Annotated in this window: 18 protein-coding genes; 10 read left to right on the top strand and 8 right to left on the bottom strand. The window is 33.2% G+C overall.

Going from position 1 to position 18,325, the window contains the following annotated elements; translation table 11 throughout:
- Positions 1–386: 386 nt before the first annotated feature.
- Positions 387–2,465, bottom strand: coding sequence for a methionine--tRNA ligase (metG, locus tag ICJ83_RS04540; RefSeq protein WP_188229156.1), 2,079 nt, complete (start codon positions 2,463–2,465; stop codon positions 387–389).
- A 152-nt stretch (positions 2,466–2,617) separates the two neighbouring features.
- Here metG and ICJ83_RS04535 point away from each other — a divergent pair, with 152 nt between their 5' ends.
- Positions 2,618–3,637 carry a S66 peptidase family protein gene (locus ICJ83_RS04535; RefSeq protein WP_188229155.1) on the top strand — a complete coding sequence of 340 codons (1,020 nt, stop codon included), beginning with the start codon at positions 2,618–2,620 and terminating at the stop codon, positions 3,635–3,637.
- Positions 3,638–3,690: 53 nt separating this feature from the next.
- Positions 3,691–3,927, top strand: coding sequence for a hypothetical protein (locus tag ICJ83_RS04530; protein WP_188229154.1), 237 nt, complete (start codon positions 3,691–3,693; stop codon positions 3,925–3,927).
- 76 nt (positions 3,928–4,003) lie between these two features.
- Here the strand turns inward: ICJ83_RS04530 and ICJ83_RS04525 are convergent, their stop codons facing one another.
- From ICJ83_RS04525 to ICJ83_RS04515, 3 genes are all read right to left on the bottom strand, one after another.
- On the bottom strand, positions 4,004–6,886 hold the full coding sequence (locus ICJ83_RS04525) for an energy transducer TonB (protein WP_188229153.1): 2,883 nt from the start codon (positions 6,884–6,886) through the stop codon (positions 4,004–4,006).
- A 12-nt stretch (positions 6,887–6,898) separates the two neighbouring features.
- Entirely contained in the window at positions 6,899–7,438 is a 540-nt protein-coding gene (locus tag ICJ83_RS04520; protein ID WP_188229152.1) for an RNA polymerase sigma factor, read from the bottom strand.
- Positions 7,439–7,500: 62 nt separating this feature from the next.
- Positions 7,501–8,244, bottom strand: a complete 744-nt coding sequence (locus tag ICJ83_RS04515; protein ID WP_188229151.1) for a molecular chaperone DjiA — start codon at positions 8,242–8,244, stop codon at positions 7,501–7,503.
- A gap of 143 nt (positions 8,245–8,387) precedes the next feature.
- Here ICJ83_RS04515 and ICJ83_RS04510 point away from each other — a divergent pair, with 143 nt between their 5' ends.
- The 6 genes from ICJ83_RS04510 (at position 8,388) to ICJ83_RS04485 (ending at position 12,362) form a co-directional block, all read left to right on the top strand.
- Positions 8,388–8,777 (top strand): hypothetical protein, encoded by a 390-nt coding sequence (locus tag ICJ83_RS04510; protein WP_188229150.1) that lies wholly within the window; start codon positions 8,388–8,390, stop codon positions 8,775–8,777.
- 197 nt (positions 8,778–8,974) lie between these two features.
- A complete protein-coding gene (locus tag ICJ83_RS04505; protein WP_188229149.1) occupies positions 8,975–9,385 on the top strand; it encodes a BrxA/BrxB family bacilliredoxin in 411 nt (136 codons plus the stop codon).
- A gap of 104 nt (positions 9,386–9,489) precedes the next feature.
- Positions 9,490–9,873 (top strand): hypothetical protein, encoded by a 384-nt coding sequence (locus ICJ83_RS04500; protein WP_188229148.1) that lies wholly within the window; start codon positions 9,490–9,492, stop codon positions 9,871–9,873.
- Between the two features lie 26 nt (positions 9,874–9,899).
- Positions 9,900–10,637: a lysophospholipid acyltransferase family protein gene (locus ICJ83_RS04495; protein WP_188229147.1), complete on the top strand. Its 738-nt coding sequence runs from the start codon at positions 9,900–9,902 to the stop codon at positions 10,635–10,637.
- 11 nt (positions 10,638–10,648) lie between these two features.
- Positions 10,649–11,650 carry an acyl-ACP desaturase gene (locus tag ICJ83_RS04490; protein ID WP_188229146.1) on the top strand — a complete coding sequence of 334 codons (1,002 nt, stop codon included), beginning with the start codon at positions 10,649–10,651 and terminating at the stop codon, positions 11,648–11,650.
- A 58-nt stretch (positions 11,651–11,708) separates the two neighbouring features.
- Positions 11,709–12,362: an HD domain-containing protein gene (locus ICJ83_RS04485; protein WP_188229145.1), complete on the top strand. Its 654-nt coding sequence runs from the start codon at positions 11,709–11,711 to the stop codon at positions 12,360–12,362.
- Between the two features lie 5 nt (positions 12,363–12,367).
- On the opposite strand, the gene ICJ83_RS04480 is transcribed toward ICJ83_RS04485, so the two are convergent.
- Positions 12,368–13,240, bottom strand: a complete 873-nt coding sequence (locus tag ICJ83_RS04480) for an AraC family transcriptional regulator (RefSeq protein ID WP_188229144.1) — start codon at positions 13,238–13,240, stop codon at positions 12,368–12,370.
- Positions 13,241–13,858: 618 nt separating this feature from the next.
- Between ICJ83_RS04480 and ICJ83_RS04475 the strand changes: the two genes are divergently transcribed.
- The gene (locus ICJ83_RS04475; RefSeq protein ID WP_188229143.1) at positions 13,859–14,455 is read left to right on the top strand and encodes a hypothetical protein; all 597 of its coding nucleotides are present in this window, start codon (positions 13,859–13,861) and stop codon (positions 14,453–14,455) included.
- 277 nt (positions 14,456–14,732) lie between these two features.
- Positions 14,733–15,350, top strand: a complete 618-nt coding sequence (locus ICJ83_RS04470; RefSeq protein ID WP_188229142.1) for a hypothetical protein — start codon at positions 14,733–14,735, stop codon at positions 15,348–15,350.
- A gap of 82 nt (positions 15,351–15,432) precedes the next feature.
- Here ICJ83_RS04470 and ICJ83_RS04465 read toward each other — a convergent pair whose 3' ends face one another.
- The 3 genes from ICJ83_RS04465 to ICJ83_RS04455 form a co-directional block, all read right to left on the bottom strand.
- Positions 15,433–16,215 (bottom strand): enoyl-CoA hydratase/isomerase family protein, encoded by a 783-nt coding sequence (locus tag ICJ83_RS04465; protein ID WP_188229141.1) that lies wholly within the window; start codon positions 16,213–16,215, stop codon positions 15,433–15,435.
- A 29-nt stretch (positions 16,216–16,244) separates the two neighbouring features.
- Positions 16,245–17,702 carry a sensor histidine kinase gene (locus ICJ83_RS04460; RefSeq protein WP_188229140.1) on the bottom strand — a complete coding sequence of 486 codons (1,458 nt, stop codon included), beginning with the start codon at positions 17,700–17,702 and terminating at the stop codon, positions 16,245–16,247.
- A 66-nt stretch (positions 17,703–17,768) separates the two neighbouring features.
- A complete protein-coding gene (locus tag ICJ83_RS04455) occupies positions 17,769–18,317 on the bottom strand; it encodes a CopD family protein (RefSeq protein ID WP_188229139.1) in 549 nt (182 codons plus the stop codon).
- Positions 18,318–18,325 lie beyond the last annotated feature (8 nt).

The following is an 18,325-nucleotide window of genomic DNA, read 5'->3' as shown; positions in this document are numbered from 1 at the left end:
AGACAACTCAATTATGAATTATCTGTTTTTTTAATATGTTGATTAAATATATTTAGATTTAATACTAGGCCACTTTTTTAAGCAAATCGAAACAAGGACATTTTTTACAACGCTTGTTTTCACCTTTCTTAAACTTTTTACAGCAGCTACTTTTAACTTTCTCTGGAAGAATAATTCCTGCGGCCTCCAGTTTTTTAATGGCTTTCTCTACTTTCTTTTTTTTCTTTTTACCCAAAAGTCTGTATATAATGCAATTAGTTGGGCAAATATATGTTATTTTAAATAAATCTAAATAAGATTAAATGTTAAAATTGCACACCCGTTAAAAAAAAAAGAGCCTCATAAAAGTTATGTGGCTCTCAAATATTTATGGTTTTAAAATTATATTAACTTATTTGCAATCCGTTGGCAACATTACTATCATCGGGATTCACAAACACCAATTTCCCTTCGGTATTCTCGGTCATTAAAATCATACCTTCACTTTCTACCCCACGCAAAGCTCTTGGTGCGAGATTTACCAATACGGTTACTTTTTTACCTACCACTTCCTCGGGTGTAAAATGTTCTGCGATGCCAGATACAATGGTTCTAGTGTCGATACCTGTATCCACTTTTAAAACCAATAATTTTTTTGCTTTTGGCATTTTTTCAGCTTGAATAATAGTACCTACACGCATGTCGAGTTTTGTAAAATCATCAAAAGTAATCGTATCTTTTTGTGGCTCCACGGTTTTATTTGCTGCTTCGTTTGCTTTTTTACTAGCTTCTAATTTATCAAGTTGAAACTGAATAGTTTCATCTTCAATTTTTGTAAACAACAACTCCGATTTCCCAATTTGATGACCTGCAGGAAGTAACACATTTTTCTGTGAAATATCGTTCCATGAGTTCTCGATACGATTCTCCTTTGTCGAATTACTCGAACTAACGTTTAAAATGCCTTTTAATTTATTAGAAGTAAACGGTAAAAATGGTTCGCTTAAAGTTGCTAAAGCAGAAGCTATTTGTAATGCAACGTACATGATAGTCTGTGTACGTAATTCATCTACTTTTACTACCTTCCAAGGCTCTTCGTCGGCTAAATATTTATTTCCTAAACGCGCCAAATTCATGAGTTCTTGCTGACCTTCTCTGAAACGGTAACGTTCAATTGAGCTTGCTATTACATTTGGATACGCTTTTACCGCTGCCAAGGTCTCTTGGTCTACCTGAGATAATTCAGCAGGTTCAGGCACAAGTCCGTTGTAATATTTATTTGTTAATACAACAACACGATTAATAAAATTACCAAAAATCGCTACGAGCTCATTGTTGTTACGCGCTTGAAAATCCTTCCAGGTAAAATCGTTGTCTTTAGTTTCAGGCGCATTTGCGGTTAAAGCATAACGCAATACGTCCTGCTGACCTGGAAATTCCTTTAAGTATTCTGGCAACCAAACAGCCCAATTTTTAGAAGTTGACAATTTGTTCCCTTCTAAATTTAAGAATTCGTTTGCTGGTACATTATCTGGTAAAATATAACTGCCTTCTGCTTGTAACATCGCTGGAAAAATAATACAATGAAATACAATGTTGTCCTTTCCAATAAAGTGAACCAGCTTGGTATCTTTATCTTTCCAATACGACTCCCAATCTTTACCTTCGCGTGCTGCCCATTCTTTAGTTGAAGAAATATAGCCAATAGGCGCATCGAACCACACATAAAGCACTTTGCCTTCGCCGCCTTCAACCGGAACAGGTATACCCCAATCTAAATCGCGCGTTACGGCACGTGGACGCAAACCATCGTCAATCCATGATTTTACTTGCCCGTAAACATTCGGTTTCCAATCTTTTCTATGCCCCTCTAAAATCCATTCTTTTAGAAAAGCTTCATGTTTATCTAAAGGTAAAAACCAGTGTTTTGTTTGTTTTAGGGTGGGTACATTTCCTGTTAATGCCGACTTCGGATTTATTAAATCGGTAGCATTTAAACTCGTACCACATTTTTCACATTGATCACCATAAGCTTCTTCATTTCCGCATTTCGGGCAAGTACCTGTTACAAAACGATCGGCTAAAAACTGATTAGCCTTTTCGTCGTAAAGTTGCTCGGTAGTTTCTTCAATAAATTCTCCCTTATCGTATAACGTTTTGAAAAATTCTGATGCCGTTTCGTGATGAATTGGTGCCGAAGTACGTGAATAATTATCAAACGAAATACCAAATTCTTCAAACGATTCTTTAATAATCGCATGATATTTATCTACAATATCCTGAGGCGTTACACCTTCGTTTTTGGCCTTAATAGTAATTGGAACACCATGCTCGTCACTTCCTCCAATAAATAATACATCGTTACCTGTTAATCGTAAAAAGCGCGCATAAATATCGGCTGGCACATAAACTCCTGCCAAATGCCCTATATGAATAGGCCCGTTAGTATACGGTAATGCAGAAGTAATAGTATATCGTTTTGACATTATAATTTCGTTTTTGAAGCCACAAAAGTACACATTTTACTCGATAATTGACTTTAAAAGCACTTATGGTTTTTCTCGAAAATAATAATATTTGAGTATTTGGCATCAGGTTTGTTTGTTAAGCTTTTAGAAAAAAAATGTACTTTTACCATATGTCTAAAATCTCAATATTAAGCCTATTTATTTGTACTGTTTGTTTCATTGGAAAAACAACGGGTCTGGCTCAAAACAATTCAACTAATACCACAATAACCTTGACACAACCTCCATATTTAAAAGTTGGCGATACGGTTGCTATTGTTGCACCATCAGGTATTTTAAAAAACCGTACCGACGAAATTGAAGAAGCAAAAAAACTGTTAATCAGCTGGGGTTTACACCCTGTTTTAGGAGAGCATGTTTTTAACCAAAATAACCATTTTGCAGGTACAGATGCCGAACGTTGTGAAGATGTTCAAAACGCTATGGACAACCCTTCAATTAAAGCCATATGGTGTGCTAGAGGTGGTTATGGTGCTGTTAGAATAATAGATAAATTAGATTTTACAGCGTTTAACAAGAAACCGAAATGGCTTATTGGGTTTTCGGATATTACAGCATTACATAATTTATTTCATATTAAAGGTTTTGAAACAATTCATGCCCTCATGTGCACGAGCTTACCAGACGACCTCACCACCATACCTGAAACCATTGAAACGTTTAGAAAAGCTATTTTTGGAGAATCATTAAATTATACGTTAAAAGGATCTAACTACAATCGTGAAGGCTCTGTTACAGCTCCAGTTGTTGGAGGAAATTTAAGTTTACTTTACAGCATGTTAGGCTCAAAAACTAGTATAGATACCACTGGGAAAATTCTTTTTATTGAAGAAATTGGAGAATACAAATACCATATAGACCGCATGCTACAAGGTTTAAAGCGCGCAGGATATTTTGACCACTGTGCGGGTGTTTTAATTGGTGATATGAGCAGAGTGAAACGCAACACCACACCATGGGGTACATCGGTTGAACAGCTTATTATTGATGTTCTTAAAGATTACAATTTTCCAATTGCCTTTAATATGCCCGCAGGACATGAAAAGGATAATCGTGCATTGATTTTGGGCAAAACCGTTGAATTCGTCGTAAAAACAGGACAATCAACTATTATATTTAAAAATATGTAGAAGCTGTACTATCTTATGGAGTTCAATGTATAACACACTTAAAATTGTACTCTATGAAAAAACTACTACTTTTTACAGGAATGCTTTTGCTTGCCGTAAGTGCTAAAGCTGTAGAACTAAACTTAAACCTTAATAATCCCGACGTTCGCAAGTGCTTAATTGACTCCGCCAACGAAGAAGGTTGGGAGCTTAAAGCAAAATACTTAGATGAAAACGATAAAGTCGTTTTAGTATTTAAAAAAGACGGACAAGTTGTAGAATATACTGGAAACCAAAAACTGGAATATTAATTCATACAGCTATTAATCTTTTTAACAAACAACATCTAAAAACCAATTTAGCATAAACTAAATTGGTTTTTTTGTTTTATTTAAAATCCTTATTAAGTTTTTTTAATGCTTTTTTAAGCTCATCTATGCTTACTTCTCTAAACTTGAATTCTATTTTAGGGTTCTCTTTAATTATTGTTTCTCCCATATGTAGATACAATTTACCATTAAGCTTTTTAATAGCTATAAGTACTACCATCTCGCCAGTTGGCACCGAACCAAAGTCGTATCCCCCATTTAAAAATCTACCAGGTAAAACAGAGTTTAAGGACTTAAACACCACATTAACTTTAGCTATACCTCTGTCACCCTGAATAAGTTTATACTTAACTAAATTCCTATTTCGAACAAAACGGTCACAGTTTATCCATCCAAGTTTACCAGTCATTAAAATATAATTATCGACAACTGATTTAGGCAATACATCATTTTTACTACTAACAATATCTTTTTCTAAACTTTCAAGGTATACTGAATCTTGATTACTCATACCCTCAAGAAGTTTTATATTTGCTATACTTATATTTTCACCCACATCAAATATTATGGGCAAAGAATATGGTACTACAACGGGAATCCCTCTTTGTTTACCAGGAATCATTTTTGGTAATAATGACAAAACCCTTTCTGCTTCTCTCTTTAAAACAGGGTGTGGTGCTCGTATTCGAATATCACTCACCGCTCCTTCTTCATTAATTTTAAAAATGGCATTAATTCGCTGACGACCAGATAACCCGTAAGCAGAAGCTAAACTTATATTAAAATTTTCCCTTACAAATTTACTAATAGCTGTACTTGTACAGTTTTTTTGTTGGCTACGAGTTCCTTTCTCACAGTCTGGAAAAATAGGTGTTTGTTCTACAACGGCGTAAGGAACTTCCACCCTCGGTTCTTGCTTCTCAAAATTAATTTTGGCAGTTTCAGCAGGAAGCGATGCTGTATCGTATTGTAATTCCCAATTAATACGGTCATTATTCCAAAAACCTGAAAACAGTTGCATATCATTCTTCGGTTTTTTAGTTGGAAATGATATCTCTATAGCCGACTGTTCTTTTAATTTTAATTTACTATTTTCCTTTTTTGCTTCGATAAAAAGCATGCCGCCAGTTTCTAATATTTCAGTATAGGAAGTCGTTGTTAAATCAGCTAAAAGCATATCTGAAATTTTATAATATTCTGAAACAAATAGATGCATTTTACCTTTTACTTCTATAGCATTTTCATCAATAAAACTATTCGCTTTTATGAACAGTTTAGTTCCTTCAGAGCAAACTATGGTAGTATCTTTATTTGAAGTAATTTCAAATCGATTTGGGGTTTTAAAAACCTTTTTGAAAAACTCGGTAATCACAGAATCTACTACTGGTTTAGTTTGAATTTCTGTATTTTCAATTTCATCTTCAACTACTTTTTCTTCAACCGAAATAAAGTCATTTTCAACCTCGGTTTCTTTCTTTTTAATAGGCTTATTTTGTGGAGGATCAACATCTATTTTTAACATTGATTTTAACTGATTAGCCTTTATTTCTTTATAATTTATTTTATAATCTGTATTTGTTTTAAATCTTACCGATTTTTTAAAGACATAATAAGCATCTCCTTTCATCCCTATGGCTATGAGGCAAAAACTTCTGCCTTTGGGAATTTCAATTTCTTCATCTAAAACGTTTAGCACGGTGCTATTTCTTTCATCAATGAGATAAATTTCATTGTATTTTGTTCTCAAATTAAAGCTCAGTTGAATATTCACTTTTTCTTCCTTTGGAGCAAATTTGTCGATATTTATCCAGCCAAGATTAGATATTTCTAGGGCTTTATAAAAATCGTTTGTTATGGTATTATAGGTTTCGAAAAAACCTTTATCGAAATAATAATCAACATAATAATCAGGACCTGGCTTAATTAAAAAATTAGCTTGTTCTCTGGAAATTGAAAAATATTCACTAGGAGGAAAATCTGAATTAGGAAAGTACCCACTAAACAATTCAAAAGTATTATAAAACACTCTTAATGTGTCCTTTTCAACAATAAGACTATCTAATTCAGGAAATTTCAAAGTAATATCAGTATAATCTAAATAACCTAACGAATCAGCAATAGCTAAACGATTATACATATCCACACCAAATCTTTTGGCTTGCTCAACATCCAAAACGATTGAATCTTTATAAAAAATAGTAAAATAAGTTTCTGGCTCAAGTTGAATATTGGTTGGCAACCAATTCATAATATTTAAATCATCTCTTTCACCATAAAATAATTGCATGTTTTTTTCGGAAGTGTTTTTTGGAAATTGAACACGAATGGTTTTACCTTCATTTAGGTTTAATGGTAGACCATTTGCAGAAATATTAATTTTAAATGCTCCTCCTGAAATTAGCCATTCTCCATTTGAAATCGTTTGCGCATTAGCTAATAGCAAATCTTGTTTTGTAGTTAATTCTATAAGTTCTACTCGTAAAGAATCTGCTATAAAACTTTCGTTTGAATTGGTTTTTAAATGATTTGGATTGAACCTAATTTTTGTGCCTTTTTTCCCGGTTATTTCAATAACTGAATCTAATGGAATGTTGAAATATTGAACATATTCCGACTCAAAATTCAATTTTTGACTGAATGCTAATTTGCCTTTATTATTGGTAGAAATTAAAAATATAAAAAACAACACAACAAATAAGATTAAAGGAATCCCAAAAACCTTAAACCACTTATTTCTAACGTAAAGTCGCTTTCCTCTTTTTATATCCTGTTTTACAGCCTGTCGCTTTAATCCTTCCAAAAAAACTACATGTGTTTCGTAAGTATTCTTAAAATCGACATCGGTTTTTAGTCTAGTTTCAAAATCAGTTTTTTGTTGAGCAGTAAGACTACCAAACAAATATGCATTAATTAAGTCAATATCTTTAATATTGTGTTGCATAGCCTACGAGTTTTAAGATGAAAAGGCAGCCATTGTAGAGTACGTCTCTTTAGCTTTTTTTAAACATTTGTATTTCTGGTTTTTTGCAATTTTTTCGGATTTGAATTGCATGTGTTGGGCAATGGCCTTAAACTGTAATTTTTCAATATAAAACAAGCTTAATAATTGCTGACAGCGTTTTCCTAACTCTAAAAAAGCCCGCTCGGCATGTTTATATTTTTTCTCTTCTAAAACCTCATGAAAATATGTGACTTCCTGTGTATTAAATTGTTGTAGTTCTTCTTTCGAAAACTTACTATGCATATCTTTCCACACAAACCGAGATACCGAATAGAGGTAGGTATAAAATGAAGCGGTTAATTTAAAATCTGATTTCTCCAGATTTCTGTGAAGAATGATAAGCGCTTCTTGAAATACATCGGCAGCATCGTGTTTTGCTCCGCCTTTAGATAAAACCAATGCTTCAATTTTAGGATACAAAGTATAAAGTTTGCTGAATGCTTTATCGCGCCGACCTTGTTTAAAAAGTTCTAAGATTTTGTTGTCGTTCATAAAACTTGTTTAATACTTAATGGTCAAAACTTAAAAAGGTCTCCTAAATTTATTCTATTTTATTAAAATCCGCGCTCCTTTTGAAGTTGTTCGTAAGCTTTTTGTACTTCTCTAAATTTTTCTTCGGCACCTTTGCGATGCTCTTCACCCAGATGAAGCACCTTATCGGGATGGTATTTTTTAGCCATTTTGCGGTAAGCCTGCTTAATGTCGTTATTGGTTGCCGTTTTATCAATTTCAAGAATTTTATAAGCATTATCGGTCGATTCATAAAACATGGCCTTAATGCTTTCAAAATCGTAAGAACTTATGCCTAAATAACCCGCCATGGTATGAATAACCGACACTTCACTTTCGGTAACTACGCCATCTGCTTTTGCAATACCAAATAAAAAATGAACTAATTGTAACCGAGACGGATGTTGCATCATTTGTCTAATTTGCATACATACCTGTCTGGTTGAAATATTTTTCTGCTTATTTATTTCCTTAAATAAACGAAACGCATGATTTGCTCGCTCCTTTCCATACATATTAGCAAAATGCAGTCGTACATAATCCAGTTCGCGCTGATCCTGCTTACCATCGGCCTTTATAACAATGGAAGCTAAAATAAGTAAGCTTACTTCGAAATCGCCAGGTTGCGTTACAGGGCTTTGTCTATAACCGGTTTGTGTGTCTTGTTTATAAACTGAATCGTTGCCCATAGAATCAACTAGACTACCTAATGCCAATCCGATAATACCTCCTATAGGTCCGCCAAACGACCATCCAATAGCCGCTCCAATCCATTTTGAAAAATTCATGTATGTATATTGTGATTTATTTTCAAACCTACATATATTCTCATTCTTTTAAAAGAAGTTTCGTTTTATTTTAAGTTTTTACAGCACCAAAACGCAACCTTTTCCTTTTTTTCCATCTTATAAGTAAATACAAATTTCTAATTATGACACCGACATATTTTGTTACTGTACTGGCTTTTTTAATTTGTTTTTCCTGCAGTAAAAATAATGACTCTGATGAAGGTATAATTTGCACAGACATTTTTGTTTATGGTTTGAATATTACGCTAATAGATGCCGAAACCCAGAACAAAATCACAAACAATGCAACAAACAATGTTGAAGTAAAAGTTACTGAGGGAAATTATAAGGAAATTTTTAAACAATTTACTGGTTTCGACTCATTTTCTGGCGCTGGTGAGCGACCAGGCACATATGTAATTACTGTAACTTCTGCTAAATATAAAACATTCATCAGCGACCCAATTACCATTGAAACCGATGGATGTCATGTTATTAGCAAGGTTCTAGAATTTAACCTTCAGCCCAAATAGTATCGTGATTTTCGCGTTAAGGATGGAAGCGACATCCTTTTATGAGATGCTGAATTTATTTCAGCACGAAGAAAAGATATAGCAGACAGCCTGACCTTATGACACCTAAAGTGTTATAAGGTAACGCCAAAACCATTATTGCACGATTTTTGATTACCTTTGCATAATTAAAATTTATAATAATAAAACATTAAAATATGTATCCAGCAGAATTAGTGAAACCAATGCGTGAAGATTTAACGAAAGTTGGTTTTGAAGAATTACATACACCCGAAGCTGTAGATGCTGCCCTAGCTAAAGAAGGAACTACACTTATTGTGGTAAATTCGGTTTGTGGTTGTGCTGCAGCCAATGCACGTCCAGGTGCTCGTTTAAGTTTAGAAAATGCAAAAAAACCAGATCATATAGTTACTGTTTTTGCAGGTGTAGATAAAGAAGCGGTTGCACAAGCAAGGCAACATATGGTTCCGTTTCCACCCAGCTCACCTAGTATGGCTCTTTTTAAAGATGGAGAATTAGTACATATGTTAGAGCGTCATCATATTGAAGGTCGTCCTGCTGAATTAATTGCAGAAAACCTGGTTGATGCTTATAACGAGCATTGCTAACAAAGAGTAAATTAGTTATAACTAAGCCACGAATTATCGTGGCTTTTTTGGTTTTATTGCGCAACCTTTGCTCACTTGGTGCATCTACCAAAAAAACGCGTGTTATGAAACCTTTCTTTCTTTTAATAATTCCACTATTTCTTATGTCTACGCAATGCGATGACGATATGGTAACATCTCAAGAAGAAGACCAAAAGGAATTAACAGAATTACGAAATAAAATAGAAACATTAGTTTCAAGTTCGGTGTGTAATGAAAATACAACATGCAAGTACATTGCTTTTGGAAGCAAAGCCTGCGGCGGACCTAAAAGCTATTTAGTATACGCTTCATCGATCGATATTGAAGCACTTGAAGCATTGGTTAAAACCTACAATCAGATGGAAGATAATTACAACAGTAAATGGGGTATTATTTCAGATTGTATGCTGGTGACTCCACCTAAATCGGTGGCCTGTGAAAATAACACCTGTATCGCTGTTTATTAAGCGTAGTTTTTACTTATTTTTGCGGCATGTTAAAATTATTATCATATCCGCTAACCGCCATTTATTACCTGTGTTTTTTCCTAACATTGGTTATTTTTCATCCCATTCAATGGATTTGTTTTAATCTGTTTGGTTATAAAGCACATAAATTAAGTGTTGACGCTTTACAATATTGTTTAATGCTTTGTGGTCATGTTTTAGGCACACGTTTTTCCTGTATTAATGAACATGACATTCCAAAAAATACACCTATTATTTTTGTAGCGAACCATCAAAGTTTACATGATATTTATCCACTTACGTGGTATATGCGTAAACATCACCCTAAATTTATTAGTAAAATTGAGTTAGGAAAGGGGATTCCTAGTGTATCTTACAACTTACGTCATGGAGGCGCAGCCTTAATAGACCGTAAAAATCCAAGGCAATCGTTTCCTGTGCTAATGAAATTCGGTGAGTACATTGAAAAAAATAAGCGTGCAGCAGTTATTTTCCCTGAAGGTACCCGAAGCAAAACCGGGAAACCTAAACCATTTCAAACTAAAGGTTTAGAAATGTTATTTAAGAAAATACCCTCTGCGTATGTGGTTCCTGTTACCATAAATAATTCATGGAAAATGCTGAAATATGGAAAATTCCCGATGGGCTTAGGTAATCATATCACATTTACTATTCATAAGCCTTTAAAAGTTAGTACCTTTGCAAATAAAGAAGAGCTTATAAATAGTGTAGAAGCTACTATAACAAACAGTATTCACTCATAAAACATAGTAAAATGTCGTTAAAGAATGTGAGATTAGAAGTGATGCAGTTTTTGGAAAAAGACGTTGACGCTTTAATGGAAAAATATTTAATTCCTATTGAAAGCATATGGCAACCCACAGATTTTTTACCAAATTCAGAAACTACAGATGAGACCTTTTTTGAAGAGGTTAGAGAAATAAGAGAATTAGCTAAAGAATTACCATACGATTTCTGGGTAGTATTAGTCGGTGATATGATTACCGAAGAAGCACTTCCAACCTACGAATCCTGGCTTATGGATGTAGAAGGTGTTGATCAAGTAGAAAATGGCGGAAATGGCTGGTCGAAATGGGTAAAACAATGGACTGCAGAAGAAAACAGACACGGCGATGTCCTGAATAAATACTTATACCTTTCAGGTCGTGTAAACATGAAAGAAATTGAAAAAACCACACAATATCTTATTGCCGATGGTTTTGATATTGGCACCGATCGCGACCCTTACAAAAACTTTGTTTATACCAGTTTTCAGGAATTAGCAACTTATGTTTCACATAATCGTGTAGCTAAAATTGCTAAAAAGAAAGGTAATAAACGTTTAGCTAAAATGTGTCAGATAATTTCAGGAGATGAAATGCGACACCACCATGCCTATTCGGAGTTTGTGGAACGTATTTTTAAAGTTGACCCTAGCCAAATGATGATGGCATTTCATTATATGATGAAACAAAAAATAACCATGCCTGCTCATTTTTTACGCGAGTCTGGAGGTAAAATAAGTACGGCATTTGAAGAATTTTCGAATACAGCGCAACGCATTGGTGTTTACACATCTAGAGATTACGTTGATATTCTTCAAAAACTTATTGAACGTTGGGAAATTGATAAAATTACAAACCTAACCGACGAAGCTGAGAAAGCCAGAGATTATTTAATGAAACTTCCTGAACGCATGTACCGTTTATCCGACCGCATGAAAGTTCCTGAAAACTCATACCAATTTAAATGGGTAGAGCCGGCAACAGTAAAATAATTTATCTTGTATACTTAAAATTCCTTTCCATATCGAAAGGAATTTTTATTTTTATAATATGAGTATTGATCCAATCATTGAGAAAACTAAAACCTTTGTAAAAGACACCCTGAAAAATGCCGAAGGTGGGCACGATTGGTTTCACACTTTGAGAGTTTACAATAATGCAGTACTCATTGCAAAAAGCGAACCTGTCAATCTTTTCATTGTGCAGCTTGGTGCACTATTACACGATATTGCTGATAGTAAATTTCATGATGGCGATGAAACAGTTGGACCAAAAATGGCTCGAGAATTTCTATTTAAACAAAATGTAGACTCTTCAATTATTGAACATGTGGTTAAAATAATTGAAAACATATCATTTAAAGGAGGCAACGAAGCACAAAAATTTAAATCGGCTGAGTTAAATGTAGTTCAGGATGCCGACCGACTCGATGCTATAGGAGCCATTGGTATTGCTCGTTGTTTTAATTATGGCGGTTTTAAAAATCGAGGGCTTTACGACCCTGAAATAAAACCTAACTTAAACATGAGTAAAGCTGAATACAAAGCTTCAACAGCACCTAGCATTAATCATTTTTATGAAAAACTTCTTTTATTAAAAGACCGAATGCACTCTAAAACCGCCAAAAAAATAGCTGCCGAACGCCACGATTTCATGGTTCAGTATTTAGATCAGTTTTATAATGAATGGAATGGCTTAAAATAATATGATTAACCAATTATCATTTTAATTTCCTTTCTATAGTTCGATGCACTTTTTCCAACAATTTCATTAAACTGCTTATTAAAGTGTGAGAAATTATTAAATCCGCATTCATAGCATATATCTGCTATACTCATCTGGCTTTCATTAAGTAATTTGGTAGCATGTACAACGCGATACTCGTTAACTAACTGAGTAAATGTTTTTCCTGTAGCCTTTTTAAAATATCTACAAAACGCAGGAACGGTCATACTAACTTCATCGGCTATTTCATCTAAACTTATGTGTCTTTGAAAATTTTTATTCACATACTTATAAATAACATCAACTTTTGAACTATCCTGAGCCTCAGTTTCAAATGAAAATCCATCAGCATTTAAAATATTATAATCGTCTGTCGTGGCCAAATAATCTAATATTTCTAGGAACTTAAAAATACGTTTTAACCCGTCGTATTTTTTTAGCTTTTCAATTTTTGGTCCGATTTTCTGTTTCGTTTCAACTCTAAACCTAATGCCTCTTTTTGCGCGCTCAAACAACGACACAATATTTGCCATTTCTGGAACATTAAGAAAATCGTCGCCTAAAAAATTTGATTTAAATTGTATGGTTGTTTCTGTACCATTTGCAGTTAACCTGTCGGTAAACCCATTATGTGGTAAATTTGAACCTATTAAAATTAACTGACTATTATTAAAGTAAGATAAATGGTTTCCTATATGTGTTTTCCCTTGTCCCTTATTAATATATATAAGCTCTAATTCGGGATGAAAATGCCAATATGCTGCAGACTTATCAATGGTGTCGACATGTTGCTTAACTAATATCGAACTACCGAAACTTGGTGTAAGTTTTCTAAATGTGGGTTTCTTATTAATCATAACAAAATAGGGTTTATAACAAATTTACAACATATTAAATTGCAAAACTATCATTAATTACCTCGATTATGTATTATTTTAACTTAACTTTAGGTTAACAAATTCTTAACGGTTAATATAGCATATAAATGCGGTAAATTAGTTGTTTTCTTAACACTTAATCTGCCATATCTTTGTATTGTTGATTTATGATAACAACGCGATCTAAAAATCATGAAGTTTTTAAGCTTGATTGATTTAAGAATCTTAGAAATAAAAACTGTTAATCTCTTTTAGAGAAACACATTATAAAATACTCGATTGTAGAGTTTACAATATTCATTAATAATTAGTTTAATGTCTTATTTAGTTTAGTTGGTAAAGTGAGCTGTGGTGGCTCACTTTTTTTTTGCACTATTTTACCCGTAACCCTCCCATCTTTTTTCTTTATTAGATAATTATGCATACATAAATTCTAAACATATACTATATTAACCTTTATGTAAACAACTTTCACTATACCGCATTAAAAAACCATACATTTAGTTAAAATAGCATATAAATACATCAAATCAGATGTTTTAACATGTTAAAATCCAACATACATTTGTACCGTTGAACATTGTAAAACACATAGTTATGAAAAAGATTATTAGCACTTTAAAGTATAGCGTATTATTAATAGCTCTCTCGGCATCATTATTAGGTAACGCAACAGAAAGAACATTTTCAACAGTAAATGGTGAACTTTCTAAAACAGCAATCACATTAAATGATGTAAAACCAGGTAATGTTTTAACGATTAAAGATCGTTTTGGGGTTATTCTTTATAAAGAAGATATTGTTGTATCTGGGACTTATAGAAAAGCTTTTGATTTCTCAGAATTACCACAAGGTGATTACATTTTAGAAATTGAAAAAAGCTTAGAATTCACTACACTTCCTTTTACGATTGCTTTCGACTCTGTTTCTTTTCACAAAACAGCAGAAAAAACAACTTTTAAGCCTTTTGTAAGACAAGAAAACAGTGTGCTTTATATCACAAAATTAGCGCCTAACGGAGAAGCCTTTAAAATTCATATTTACGCCAACCAAGACAATGAATATGAGTTAATTCATTCTGAATCTATAAAAGGAATTCAATCTATTGAAAAAGCATACAAATTAAAATCAGGTGACTACAAATTAGTTTTCATCTATAATAACAAAGAATACACAAAATTCATTAATAATTAGTTTAATGTCTTATTTAGTTTAGTTGGTAAAGTGAGCTGTGGTGGCTCACTTTTTTTTAGTAAAATTTAATTAAACCTAAACAATTATTCTCTAAAGGTAATTTCTCTCAGGGTTGTAGTTATATACATAATTAACCTAAAAATAAATGATATTGATTTAACCTAAATACAACGTAAAAATAACAGGTAATTTAGTACATATATACATCAATATCAATGTTTTACACAAGTATATCTTGTTTTAACTTTACCATGTGAAACGTTAAAAACACCAAATCATGAAAAACGTATTAAACAACACCAAAAAAAGATTCTTAATGGTAACAATGTTTGCTACCTTGTTAAGTTTCGCACACGAAGGGTCATTTTTAATTGCAAAAAATGATGCTGACAAGATCTCGGTAACCTTAACTGATGTTAAAGTTGGTAACCTATTATCTATTAAAGGTGATAACGGAATAGTACTATATAAAGAGCTCATAAAGGAAGAGGGAACCTACACAAAAGGTTTCGATTTAACCAGTCTTCCAGATGGCGAATATATCTTTGAATTAGACAAAGATGTTGAAATCAATACTATTCCATTTAGTGTTACATCTAATAAGGTTAATTTTAACAAAGATTTAGAAACTACCATTTATAAACCTGTAACAAGAATTAAAGGCGAAATGGTATATATTTCTAGATTGTCGTTAAACAAATCGCCTTTAGCTATTGCAGTTTATTTTACTCCTGAAGATGGATCTGCCCATGTCCCTGAGTTAATGTATTCTGAAACAATAGAAAATACAGAAAACGTTAGCAGAATATTCAGGTTATCTGGTTTAAACAAAGGTGATTATAAAATCATCTACAAAACAGATGGTAAAGTTTTTACTAAAGAAATAACCAATTAATTTTAATTAAAATATATTAAAACCAATGAAAAAGGTAGGCTTTTATGGCCTACCTTTTTTTATTATTAGACTAATTTTTTCTTTATTCTCCAGTAAAATTTGCTTTGCGCTTTTCTAAAAATGCCGAAGTCCCTTCAGTAAAATCCTTTGTACCAAAACAATGTCCAAATCCTTCAATTTCAACTTGAAAACCATTAACTCCTGATTTAAAATTAGCATTAACAGCCTGTATAGCAGAAGCGATTGCTACTGGCGAGTTATTACAAATTTTATTTGCTATTTTCTCGCACAAAGGAAGTAGTTCCTCTTGTGTAGTAACTTCATTTACTAAACCATATTGTAACGCTTGGTTTGCATTAATCATTCCAGCAGTCATAATCATTTCCAAGGCACGCCCTTTACCAACTAATTGAGGCAATCGTTGTGTACCACCATAACCGGGAATAACTCCCAAGGAGACTTCTGGCAAACCCATTTTAGCATTATCGCTTGCTAACCTAAAATGACAAGCCATAGCAAGCTCCAACCCTCCTCCTAAAGCAAATCCGTTAACGGCAGCAATTACAGGTTTCGATAAATTTTCTATAAAATCAAACAATATTTCCTGTCCATTTGCAGCAAGCGCAGTACCTTCTTCAACCGAAAAATTTGCAAACTCACTAATATCGGCCCCTGCTACAAAGGCTTTATCTCCACTACCTGTAAGGATAATGGCTTTAACATTCTTATTGTTCTGTGCCAATTTTAATGCTTCGTGTAATTCTTGTATTGTTTCCTTATTTAGGGCATTAAGTTTTTTAGGCCGGTTAATTGTTATTGTTAATAAAGAACTTTGAATGTCGTATAGTATATTATTAAAAGTCATGATATTATTATTTTTCTATTAGCTCCTAATTACTCTTTAGGAAATGTTACTTTAAAGGTAGTCCCTATATTCTTCTCTGAAGTTACTGTAACAGTACCTTTATAAGTTTCAACTATGTTTTTCACCATAGCAAGCCCTAAACCCATACCACTGGTTTTAGTCGTAAATTTAGGTTCAAACACTTTATCAATATTGTCTTCGGTTATCCCCGATCCATTATCGGTTATTGTAATAACAACATTATTATTATAGTTCATTACCTCAATTTCTATTCTTGGAATCTTACCTTCTGGAATTGCCTGAATCCCATTTTTCACAAGATTAGTAACCACTCTAATGAGTTGGGTTCTATCAAATTTAGCAATAATTTCTTCGTCTTCAGCCTTAAACACAATATAGTCTTCGGTAAAAATATCGAGTGCTAATTTTACTATTTTAACCACATTTAGGGTTTCGTTTTGTTGCGCAGGCATTTTAGCAAAATTTGAAAATGCCGACGCTATAGCACTCATGGTATCTATTTGCTGAATTAATGTTTTACTGTATTCATCCAGTTTTTCATTAATGTTTTCATCTTCTGGATTGAACTTACGTTGAAAATTTTGCACAGTTAATCGCATAGGTGTTAATGGATTCTTTATTTCATGCGCCACCTGTTTTGCCATTTCTCTCCAAGCTTGCTCACGCTCGCTCTTAGCTAATTGAATAGCACTTTCTTCAAGTTCATCAATCATACTGTTGTAGGAGTTCACTAAAATCGAGATTTCCTCACTAGTATCATCCACATCTATTTTTTCATTACGACGCTCTAAACGTGTAGCATTAATTTTATCACTTATGGTTTGCAAAGATTTGGTAATGTATTTAGAGAGCAAGAACGCCACAGCAATTGCCGCTATCAAAACCAAAATAAATGCATAAGTAATACGCTGTAAAAACGCCAAGATTTCGTTAGTTAAAAAATCATCCTTTTCAAGGTAAGGTAAATTTAAAATCGCAATCGCCTTAGACTGCTGATCGAGCAAATAAGTGTACGACGATTGAAATATTTCACCATTTTCTTTGTGAATATCCATATACATATGCTCAGCAGTATTTGAAATGGCATTTAAAATTTCAGCATTTAAACAGCTATCGGCAGCTTGCTTCTGTATCCCTGCTCGCGAAGACAACAATAAGCTGCCATCGAGGTCATAAAGGTTAATTTGTAGTTTATGAATATCGGCGATATTGTAAATTTCTTCTTTGAAAATAATAGGAATATTTTCGGTTTTCACCTCCCAGGTATTTTGACGCCCATTCAAAATACGTTTTAAATGTGTTTGAATATTTTTCTCCTTACGCTCCAGATGCCCATTATGATACACTGCACTTTGCTCTTTATATTGATAAATTGCAACAGCCGATATAAGTACCGACGCCAGAAATACCAATAAAATCATGGCTAAAAATATACGGGTGCGTAAAGAGAGTTTTTTTACTTTCATTAAACTTAATTATTGCCTAAATATAGCAATAATCGAACCAATATATTCTCATGAAAATTTTAGAACCTAAGCTTCTGGATTTTTATCGCGAATATTTTTATAAATTTTAAAACCTAGTGTAATTAAAATACCCAAAACAATAATCCCTACAACACCAAAAATCCAATTAATTGCACTTTGTAACACAACTAAGAATACTACTGCAAATAAAATAAACGTAGCACCTTCATTCCATAAACGCATGAAATTAGACGTTTTTGTAATAACACCACCTTGTAATTGTTTGTAATATTGATGCGTTTTTAAGTGGTAGATAATAAGCAATATTACAAACGATAATTTTACATGCATCCAGGGCATTTTCAAAAAGGATGGCTGAAGAACAAGTAACCAAATAGCAAAAACTACAGCCAAAATAGCCGACGGCCAGGTAATAATATTCCACAACCGTTTTGCCATTAAAGCCAGTTGCTTACCTAAAATCTCCTTTTCTGGCGATGGCTTTTCTGAAGCTTCAATTTGATAAACAAATAATCTGGGTATGTAAAAAAGACCTGCGAACCAGGTAATTACAAAAATAAGATGTAAAGCCTTTATGTAGTAATAATATGCCATGTCGCTAA

This window comes from Aestuariibaculum sediminum (assembly GCF_014596945.1).
Lineage (GTDB): Bacteria > Bacteroidota > Bacteroidia > Flavobacteriales > Flavobacteriaceae > Aestuariibaculum > Aestuariibaculum sediminum.
The sequence above is the reverse complement of the archived record's forward strand: the minus strand, read 5'-3'. Positions and strand labels throughout refer to the sequence as shown.

Excerpts from the sequence above, each read along its gene's own strand:
- ICJ83_RS04455 (WP_188229139.1), bottom strand. The coding sequence starts at position 18,317 with ATGGCATATTATTACTACATAAAGGCTTTACATCTTATTTTTGTAATT.
- ICJ83_RS04490 (WP_188229146.1), top strand. The coding sequence starts at position 10,649 with ATGTCGTTAAAGAATGTGAGATTAGAAGTGATGCAGTTTTTGGAAAAA.
- ICJ83_RS04460 (WP_188229140.1), bottom strand. The coding sequence starts at position 17,702 with ATGAAAGTAAAAAAACTCTCTTTACGCACCCGTATATTTTTAGCCATG.
- ICJ83_RS04535 (WP_188229155.1), top strand. The coding sequence starts at position 2,618 with ATGTCTAAAATCTCAATATTAAGCCTATTTATTTGTACTGTTTGTTTC.
- ICJ83_RS04475 (WP_188229143.1), top strand. The coding sequence starts at position 13,859 with ATGAAAAAGATTATTAGCACTTTAAAGTATAGCGTATTATTAATAGCT.
- ICJ83_RS04510 (WP_188229150.1), top strand. The coding sequence starts at position 8,388 with ATGACACCGACATATTTTGTTACTGTACTGGCTTTTTTAATTTGTTTT.
- ICJ83_RS04525 (WP_188229153.1), bottom strand. The coding sequence starts at position 6,886 with ATGCAACACAATATTAAAGATATTGACTTAATTAATGCATATTTGTTT.
- ICJ83_RS04470 (WP_188229142.1), top strand. The coding sequence starts at position 14,733 with ATGAAAAACGTATTAAACAACACCAAAAAAAGATTCTTAATGGTAACA.
- ICJ83_RS04505 (WP_188229149.1), top strand. The coding sequence starts at position 8,975 with ATGTATCCAGCAGAATTAGTGAAACCAATGCGTGAAGATTTAACGAAA.
- ICJ83_RS04495 (WP_188229147.1), top strand. The coding sequence starts at position 9,900 with ATGTTAAAATTATTATCATATCCGCTAACCGCCATTTATTACCTGTGT.
- ICJ83_RS04480 (WP_188229144.1), bottom strand. The coding sequence starts at position 13,240 with ATGATTAATAAGAAACCCACATTTAGAAAACTTACACCAAGTTTCGGT.
- ICJ83_RS04530 (WP_188229154.1), top strand. The coding sequence starts at position 3,691 with ATGAAAAAACTACTACTTTTTACAGGAATGCTTTTGCTTGCCGTAAGT.
- ICJ83_RS04465 (WP_188229141.1), bottom strand. The coding sequence starts at position 16,215 with ATGACTTTTAATAATATACTATACGACATTCAAAGTTCTTTATTAACA.
- metG (WP_188229156.1), bottom strand. The coding sequence starts at position 2,465 with ATGTCAAAACGATATACTATTACTTCTGCATTACCGTATACTAACGGG.
- ICJ83_RS04500 (WP_188229148.1), top strand. The coding sequence starts at position 9,490 with ATGAAACCTTTCTTTCTTTTAATAATTCCACTATTTCTTATGTCTACG.
- ICJ83_RS04485 (WP_188229145.1), top strand. The coding sequence starts at position 11,709 with ATGAGTATTGATCCAATCATTGAGAAAACTAAAACCTTTGTAAAAGAC.
- ICJ83_RS04520 (WP_188229152.1), bottom strand. The coding sequence starts at position 7,438 with ATGAACGACAACAAAATCTTAGAACTTTTTAAACAAGGTCGGCGCGAT.
- ICJ83_RS04515 (WP_188229151.1), bottom strand. The coding sequence starts at position 8,244 with ATGAATTTTTCAAAATGGATTGGAGCGGCTATTGGATGGTCGTTTGGC.